Consider the following 8,047-nt stretch of genomic DNA (forward strand, 5'->3'; position numbering starts at 1 on the left):
GTCGCAGACAGTACACAGCCCCGGGCCGATTCTGAGGCGGTCAATGGATTGATCCGCAGTCTGGCAGGTGTTGAGGTGGAGGATTCCCCCGTACTTTATACGAATAAAGACGGGACAGTGCGTTTTCTCGCCGCCCCCCAATACGCCTATTTCCGAAGCCCAAGGACAGCCGATAAAGGGCTCGCAACTGTAGAACAAACAGCGTTGAACTTTATTACCGCCCACGGCGACGCCTTCGGTATTGATACAGAAGCGACGCAGTTGCGGTTTCAGCGGATTGTGCCCCAAGAAGAACACCAATTCGTACGCTTCGATCAGTATCTGATTGGTGCCGGTCAAGCCTATGAGATTTACGGAGCGCAAGTAGTGGTTCACCTGGACGGTACATCCAACGTAGTGAATGTGAATGCGGGGGTCTTAAGAAATGTGCAAGCCCTCGCAAAGGACAACAAGGCGTTAACGCCGCAATTGGACGAAGAACAAGCGATTCATAAAGCGCTTGCCTATTATGATGAGGCGGGCGGCGATGCTGTTTATGCCCCTTTGGAAGATCCTGTCCTTGTCCTTTTCGGGCCTGAACTTTTTGGTATGCCCGGCGATCCGCAATTGGCATGGAAAGTTGTTTTAGGCTCTGATGATGCAACGGAACAAGGGATGATTTTTTTGATCCAAGCGCAGACAGGTGCCCTCTTACTGCGCCATGTTGAGCAGCCGTCTGCCCGGAACAGAGAAATTTATGACACCAAAGGTGATCCCGATCTGCTTAATGCCAAACGTGTGCGCAGGGAAAACGAGGGCGCTGCGGGCAAAGAACAAATTGATACCGCCTATGATTATTTCGGCGACTGTTATAACTTTTATATGAACCAACATGGCCGTGACAGCTATGACAATCTCGGCAGCCCGATCCGTGTGTATATCAACTATCCCATAGAAAATGCCTTTTGGCATAGCGAATTAAATATCATGGTTATTGGTGAACAACTCTTGGCCGATGATGTAGTCGCACACGAGTTTACCCATGGCGTCACCCAATACGTAACAGACCTCTTTTATTACTCCTATGCCGGAGCCATTAGTGAAATGTTTTCGGATGCTTGGGGAGAATTTATCGATCTGACCAACGGCAGGGGCAACGATTCTTCCGCTGTCCGTTGGCTCATTGGGGAAGACATGCCTGATTTATGGTCCGATGATCGGGGCTCGTCGCAAAGCAACGAAGCACGCGTACGGCCTGCCGATGCCTCCATTCCCATGGGTGCCATTCGTTCCATGAAAGATCCCACCCTATTCGGTGATCCCGACAGACTGGGAAGCCCCTTTCTCCGCGATCCCTATTCCAGGTCTGCTTACGGCGATCTGGGCGGTGTCCACTCCAACTGTGGTGTTGGCAATAAGATGATTTATCTCTTGACCGATGGCGACACCTTTAATGGTGAGACCGTCTACGGTATGGGAATACCCAAGGTGGCTGATCTCTTTTATGCGGCACGGCCCATGCTTTCCAAAACGGCGGATTATTATGAGTTGTTTTTCGCTTTGCGTGCAGCCGGCACCATGCTTGGGTTTTCCGCCCAAGAGCAAGCCAATATTGTGGCAGCAGCACGGGCAGTAGAAATTGTGCCTCCTGATACAACGATTTTGACGACAATACAACCGCCTACGAATTTTAGGGCACTGCCCATTTTCACGACGTCGGGAAAAGCGGTGGTGGGCTTGAAATGGAAGGCGCCCAGCATTGACTTTCTCGAAACATTGCCCGTCCAATATGGTTTGTATCGTAGTGTCATTGGCTTCCCCACCGGTCCGCTAGATGGTGAAATGCTGCCTTTAGATACTTCTGAAACGGCGTATCTGGATCAAAATGTCAATGAAGGCGATGTCTATTATTATACATTAGTCTCCGACATTCCCAGTCTGCTCTCCCACAAAATGTATGCGAAAGTGCATGTAGGCAGTGCAGGGCTTCCCGTTCTCACGGAAAGCTTTGGTACCGATCCTTATCTGGGCAGCAATCCTTTTGACCTTTCCTATTCACAGCTTCTTTTCCAACCGGTCATGGCTCCGCCGCCGCTAGCCGATGATGACGCGTATTTGAAGGCAATGGACTTTACCGATTATGAAGTTACCTTCACGCCGAATGTCTATAACTTGCCTATAAAACGGAGCGGCGGTTCCATCACACTGCCCATGACCGATGACGGTGTTGCGTCGCTTCCCTTGAATGGTAAAGTATTTCCCTTCTTTGGTGTGCCCTATAGCGAAGTCTATTTATCTTCTAATGGTACGTTGATTTTTCTTGATTTAGAGTCCCTCTTTGGAAATGAATCAGTGGGCACCTTGTTGGATATTCCCACCCTTGCCGCTCATTTCGCGTTGCCGCGTATTTCCTTCTTGTTTGCTGATCTTGCCCCCCATATCGGTGGGGCCATTTGGGCAAAAGAACTTGATGACCGGATCGTGGTAAGTTTTGAAAACGTTGCCGTTAAGCCCGGGGCCGATAACTACGGCTCAAATGTGGGGCGTATAACGGCTCAAGTCGAACTCTTCGATAGCGGCACCATACGCATAACCTATCTGAATACAGATGTGGACGGAGGTATTGTCGGCTTGTCTGATGGGCGGGGTGTACCGGAAGAACTTACCTCCCTTTATGGCGATATTTATGAAAGCCTGCTCTGGGTTGATTTTTCTCGCTTTAACTCTGAGCTCAGCGGCATGAGTATCAAAACCTTGAGCACACAGATTGTGCAGTTCGGCGAAGAGATACGCTTTGATGTTGATGTCGAATTACCGTCGACCATGACGGGGACGCCTTTGCTTGTAGCGCAATGGGATGGTCCCGGTGTGGTTCCTTTCACCGATCTTCGAAACGGAACCGGGCTCTTTTTATGGCGTCCAAGCTTTGAAGATGCCGGCTCCTATACGGTGCGTATTGTTGCGGAACTTCACGGAGAACGTGTGTTCCAAGATGTCCGGCTCATTGTGCACCGCTGTAATTATGATGTGAAACCGCAAGTCCTAAACCTGGTGCTTTCAACCGATGTAGCCGGGGAAGACGTTGCGGTGAATCGCGCTGCTCCCATTGGTACCCCCTTGTACGCTTCCTTCGAATACTATCACCCCTATGCCGATGATGTGCCGCTCCTTTACGGCGAAGGCCCGTCCACGGTCTATTGGTTCCGCAATGGTCAGTTAGTACCTAACTTTACAAATATGTTAACCGTTTCTTCCGGTGTTACCGGGGCTGATGAATCGTGGTATGTGACCGTTATTCCTACCAGCAACAGCGGATTACAAGGTAATCCTGTGGCATCCAGACAGGTTCATATTATCGGCGTGCCGGAAATTCATGAAGTCACACCGGATCAAGATATCACAGTCGGCGGCAACCGCGTGACGCTCCGAGGTAAAGGCTTCACAGACGTCATCGCTGTAACCTTCGACGGAGTGCCCGGAACCAGTATCCATATTCACAACAGCACGGAGCTTTCCGTTGTTACGCCGACCCACGCCGCAGGCTCAGTCTCTGTAGCCGTTGAAACGCTCGGCGGTATTGGGCGCAAATTAGACGCCTTTACATTTATTGCAGATGAACCGGATCCGAGAGAAGAAGGGAAGGTCCGAAGCTTTATGGGCTGTGGCCGTTCCAACGAATACTCTGCAGGATGGATCCAGGATTTTGTTCCCGCCATTGTAGTCTTGTTACTATTGGGTGTTTACCGGGTGTCAAGAAGGCTGCGGACAAACTAAGAGTACGAAGCATTATCATACAGACCGCGGACGCTTCTGAGCGTGTATCCGCGGTCTGTTTTATTTTATAGTGTTGATTTGTTAAGAACGAGGCGTCCTAATCGGTTTTGCCCCGCTCTTACCCACCAGACTATTTACTGCGGAAAGGTTGAACAAAATGCTTGAAGCAAAAGTTCTTGGAATAACCCGACTGGGCGACAGTGGATTCCCTGCCGTATTGTTACGCCATGCTGAACGCGTCCTCTTTATTAGCATCGGGCCGCCTGAAGCAGGCGCTATTCAGCTTGCTTTGGTAGGTGAAAAAACACCGAGACCCATGACCCATGATCTCGTGTGTAACATTTTGGCAGGTCTCTCCGGTCGCGTGGAATCTGTCGCCATTTATAAACTGGAAGAACAAACCTTTTTCGGTTATTTGAACGTGGAGCAGCTGGACGAAGAAGGAGCTTTACTGCAAGGGTTGCGTATTGATGCACGGCCCAGCGATGCCATCGCCATTGCCTTGCGGGTTGGTTGTCCCATTTATATTAGTGAAGAGGTGATGAAAGAAGCGGGACATGATGTCGATCTTTTGGGTCCCATGTTTTCCGGAGAGGACGATGACGATAACGATACGGAGGAGGATGAGGAAGACGAAGAAGACGATGAGGAAGAAAGGGACGATGATTTCGAGTTTTAGCCACCGCGGCGAATTTGTCTGAGAAGACTTGATACACAATCTTGATACACAATGGGCAGAGATCACAGGCGCGACCTCTGCCCAAAATGTTATGTTTTTAAAAGGTCAGGCGGTCAAGTTTCGTCCTGCGCTGCCTCTGCCTCTTTCAAGAAGAGCTGAAAGTCTTGACCCGTAATCACCGATTCCGGAACGACTTGCGGTGCGCCATCTTCAGGCAGCACAATGCGCATGGGACAAGCGTCTAAAATATCGCGCTGAACGTCTACGCCGGGCATAACATAAAAGAGTTCAATGCCGCGCTCGGTAAGGCGGAAGGCTCCCAGATGCGTCACATAGACCACTGTTTTGCCCGCCTTCAACGCTTCCTGACCATTAAAGGTAATCTCGCTGACTTCTTTCACGAACTTGGGTTTACCTTGCTTGACGACCTTCATTTCTTTGTCCGTCAATTCGATTTGAGCGCCTTCGCCCCAAGCACTGCAAAACATTAAGTATTTGGCATTGGACACGAGGTCAATAAATCCGCCGGGCCCCACATAGTTAATAGCGCCTTCGCCGCGCTTGGATACATTAACATTGCCCGACTCATCGATCTGTAACGCTCCCAAAATCGCCCAATCCAAGCGGTTGTAGATCCGTTCAAAAGCTTCCGCAGAAGAGATGATTTCTTCAGGATTGATCGCTGCGCCGAAAAAGATACCCGGTGCCGCAACACCGCCGAATACGCCGCTTTCATTGATCATGACCAAATCGTCCATTGCGCCGCTTTCATGCAAGAGCCGTGATACTTCTTCAGGAAGCCCCACGCCAATATCCACATGGTCGCCTTTTCGCGCTAAATCAACAAAGATACGGGTTGCTAAACGGGCCAACACAGCATCAGCGGGCTTGCGGCGAGGCGTGATCTTCTAAAAGTCATTAATCACCTTCTGGCGTGCCAAACCTTCTTTCTCGCTGGTCTTGCTGTCCAGTGTAAAACAATCCCAGTGTTTGCGGTGTTTGATCGTGGCAGTTTGTTCCGTACCCGGCCAGTACACCACGGCGTCTACATCTTCGGCGGGAATAAAGATCTCATCATACCCTTCTTCCACCATGACGCCCACATTCACGATGACCTTGCCGCCGTTGCGCCGTGCTGCCCGAACCAGCTCTAAACTTTCACAGATGACGGAGCAGTTTTTCGCGTATATGTTGCCTTTGCGGTCCGCTGCGGGAGCGCTGAACAGGGCGACGTCGACGAGGGGCAGCGAATATTTCATGCGTCCATCTTCCAAGACCTCTACATACTGTTTTGCGTCTACAGGCACCACCGGCGTTCCGCGCCCGGTCCGAGGATCCATGAAGGTACCGATGCCGGTCTCATTGATGACATGATCCTTGCCTTCTCCTTGTGCCTTCAATACCAAGGCAAGCGTTCCCTGGGGCAGGCATTGCAATTCGAGCTTACCCGCATCAGCAAGTTTCATCTGTGCTTTAAAGGTTTCAACATGACCGGTGACCATGGTGGTCATCAGCCCTTCCACGCCCAATTCTTCGAGCGTTCCCGGCACCTTCCCGCGGCCGCCTTGACCACCAATAGATACGACCGTCAAATCGCGGGGATGACCCTCCGCTTGAAAATGTTCGCGCATAGCCCAATATAAAAGAGAGCAGCGTTGATTTCCGCCGAGGCCGGATGTACCAATGACGGCGCCGTCTTTTACCAGTTTCATTGCTTGCCATGCCGTCATGAACTTCGGGTTATCTTTCACCGGCACAGGATAGTGATTGTTGTGTTTTTTCCAGGTTAAGACCCACAATAGGGTATGCAATTGAATTCGTAACTTCGTTAAAAAAAACATTCATCTCTCCAATAGTTGAAACAAAGCTATAACTTTATTGGTTTATATAGGGAACGAAACCCTAGTATACAAAAGAAGCGCTCTTCAAGTCTTTATGGACGTCCATCCATTTAATCGTACAAGCCTCCCCACTATGATGTTTCGTCATTTTTATACAGCAACGGAGGGTTCTGTGATGGGTTGACACAGCCACGTGCAATTTTCTTTTAGACCCCTGTAGTCCAAAATAAGTTGCACGGAGCTTCCACAAGCAAAGCGCTCGTGACCGGTGACTTTAACTCCAAGCGTTGATCTTAGACCCGCGTATTTTATGAGCGCAAGCTAGGGGGCTTTCAGGATAATTATAAGTATATCAGACTAGCTGTCTCAAGCGTTTATTGTTGCCGCCAATCCCATCCTGGAAAGTTTTGATTACTGCCTTCTCACCCTTGTCCTTATTTTAAGGCCGTGAGAAGTTGCAGTGATTTGTTCATTGGTGTTATAAAGAGAGTAGGAAATAAAAGGAGTTTTTATGATGCGTTTCGTTACTATCTCTATCGTCGCCTTATTGATTGTTGTTAGCGGGTGAGCAAACATCCCGCTCGATACGCCAAATGGTCAAATCGCGGTCATTGCCCATCGTGGTGCCAGTGCCGCGGCACCGGAAAATACCTTGCAAGCTTTCCGATTGGCTCATGAAATGGGCGCCGACTGGTTCGAGCTTGACTGTCAACTTACCAGTGATGGGGAAGTGGTGATTTTACACGACAGCAGTCTGGAACGTACGACCGGTGAGGCTAGCGGCGTGCGCGAACATCCCCTTGCCTTTGTCAAGGCTTTGGATGCCGGTTCTTGGAAGGGAGCTGCCTTCGCCGGCGAAAGGATTCCCACCTTGGCGGAATCGCTTGACTTGGCAAAAAATACAATCGGCGTCTACGTGGAAATAAAAAACATTCAAGATGACGGCCCGTTGATGCAGCAAATACTCAGCGATATGGCGGGTGTTCCTGCCGTGACGCCTGCAGATGAACAAAAGATTATGGCTGCCATTGAAGCCAGCGGAACGCGCAACCTTGAGTTGACCCGCAAGACCATCGCGTTGATCCGTGAACGGAATATGGAAAAAGAAGTTGTCATTCAGTCCTTTTCCCCTATCATCTGTGCCATCACTAAAATTGAAGCGCCCGAAATACGTATTGAAGGTTTAGCAGGCGTCAAGGTGGATGATCCTGCCACATGGGAACAGGTCTTGCGTTGGCTTTATCTCTTCGATCTGGACGGGATGAATATCAGCCATGACACGATGACTGCGGGCCGTATGGCAACCATTAAAGCCTCCGGAAAAACGATTGCCGTGTGGACTATCGATGATCCCGAAACCATGCAAGTTGCTATCAATTTGGGCGCTGACGCGATTATCACCAATTGCCCAGACCGCGCTTTAACCCTGTTGAATCGATAGAGACTCTTGCAAACTTGAATCGCAAGCTTGAAGTAATAGAAAGGGAATTCAAAAAGAATATACCTTTGGTCTATAGGCTGTTTGTACAAACAAAGAAAGGGGGCAGTATGAACCGTAAACAAGCTGTTAGTATCTGTCTGATCTTGGCGTGCAGTTTGGCGGTCGCGGTGTACGCTGAAGATGCCGTGGTCTATCCCACGCTGCCGGGCTCCAGTCTGCGCCACTATTCGTAGCCGGGAGCGCGTATCGAGGGCGCTATGATCTATCCGACTATGCCGGACTCCAGCTTGCGCGAATATTCGAAACCGGGCTCACGTATTGACGGGGACATGA

At 50.0% G+C, this 8,047-nt stretch carries 5 protein-coding genes; 3 read left to right on the forward strand and 2 right to left on the reverse strand.

Annotated elements, in window-relative coordinates; genetic code table 11:
- Both GX117_01520 and GX117_01525 read left to right on the forward strand, forming a co-directional pair.
- A partial coding sequence (locus GX117_01520; protein ID NLO32024.1) for a hypothetical protein occupies positions 1-3,753 on the forward strand: 3,753 nt, incomplete at its 5' end.
- 157 nt (positions 3,754-3,910) lie between these two features.
- The gene (locus tag GX117_01525; protein NLO32025.1) at positions 3,911-4,432 is read left to right on the forward strand and encodes a bifunctional nuclease family protein; all 522 of its coding nucleotides are present in this window, start codon (positions 3,911-3,913) and stop codon (positions 4,430-4,432) included.
- A 113-nt stretch (positions 4,433-4,545) separates the two neighbouring features.
- Here GX117_01525 and GX117_01530 read toward each other — a convergent pair whose 3' ends face one another.
- Both GX117_01530 and GX117_01535 read right to left on the reverse strand, forming a co-directional pair.
- The gene (locus tag GX117_01530) at positions 4,546-5,307 is read right to left on the reverse strand and encodes a hypothetical protein (GenBank protein NLO32026.1); all 762 of its coding nucleotides are present in this window, start codon (positions 5,305-5,307) and stop codon (positions 4,546-4,548) included.
- Positions 5,308-5,340: 33 nt separating this feature from the next.
- Positions 5,341-6,273 carry a hypothetical protein gene (locus tag GX117_01535; protein ID NLO32027.1) on the reverse strand — a complete coding sequence of 311 codons (933 nt, stop codon included), beginning with the start codon at positions 6,271-6,273 and terminating at the stop codon, positions 5,341-5,343.
- A gap of 652 nt (positions 6,274-6,925) precedes the next feature.
- Between GX117_01535 and GX117_01540 the strand changes: the two genes are divergently transcribed.
- Positions 6,926-7,714: a hypothetical protein gene (locus tag GX117_01540; GenBank protein ID NLO32028.1), complete on the forward strand. Its 789-nt coding sequence runs from the start codon at positions 6,926-6,928 to the stop codon at positions 7,712-7,714.
- Positions 7,715-8,047 lie beyond the last annotated feature (333 nt).

It is taken from the genome of Candidatus Hydrogenedentota bacterium (assembly GCA_012523015.1).
In the GTDB taxonomy this organism is placed as follows: domain Bacteria; phylum Hydrogenedentota; class Hydrogenedentia; order Hydrogenedentales; family CAITNO01; genus JAAYBJ01.

Bases quoted from the DNA above. Each gene is read 5' to 3' on its own strand.
- GX117_01535 (NLO32027.1), bottom strand. From the start codon at position 6,273: ATGTTTTTTTTAACGAAGTTACGAATTCAATTGCATACCCTATTGTGG.
- GX117_01525 (NLO32025.1), top strand. From the start codon at position 3,911: ATGCTTGAAGCAAAAGTTCTTGGAATAACCCGACTGGGCGACAGTGGA.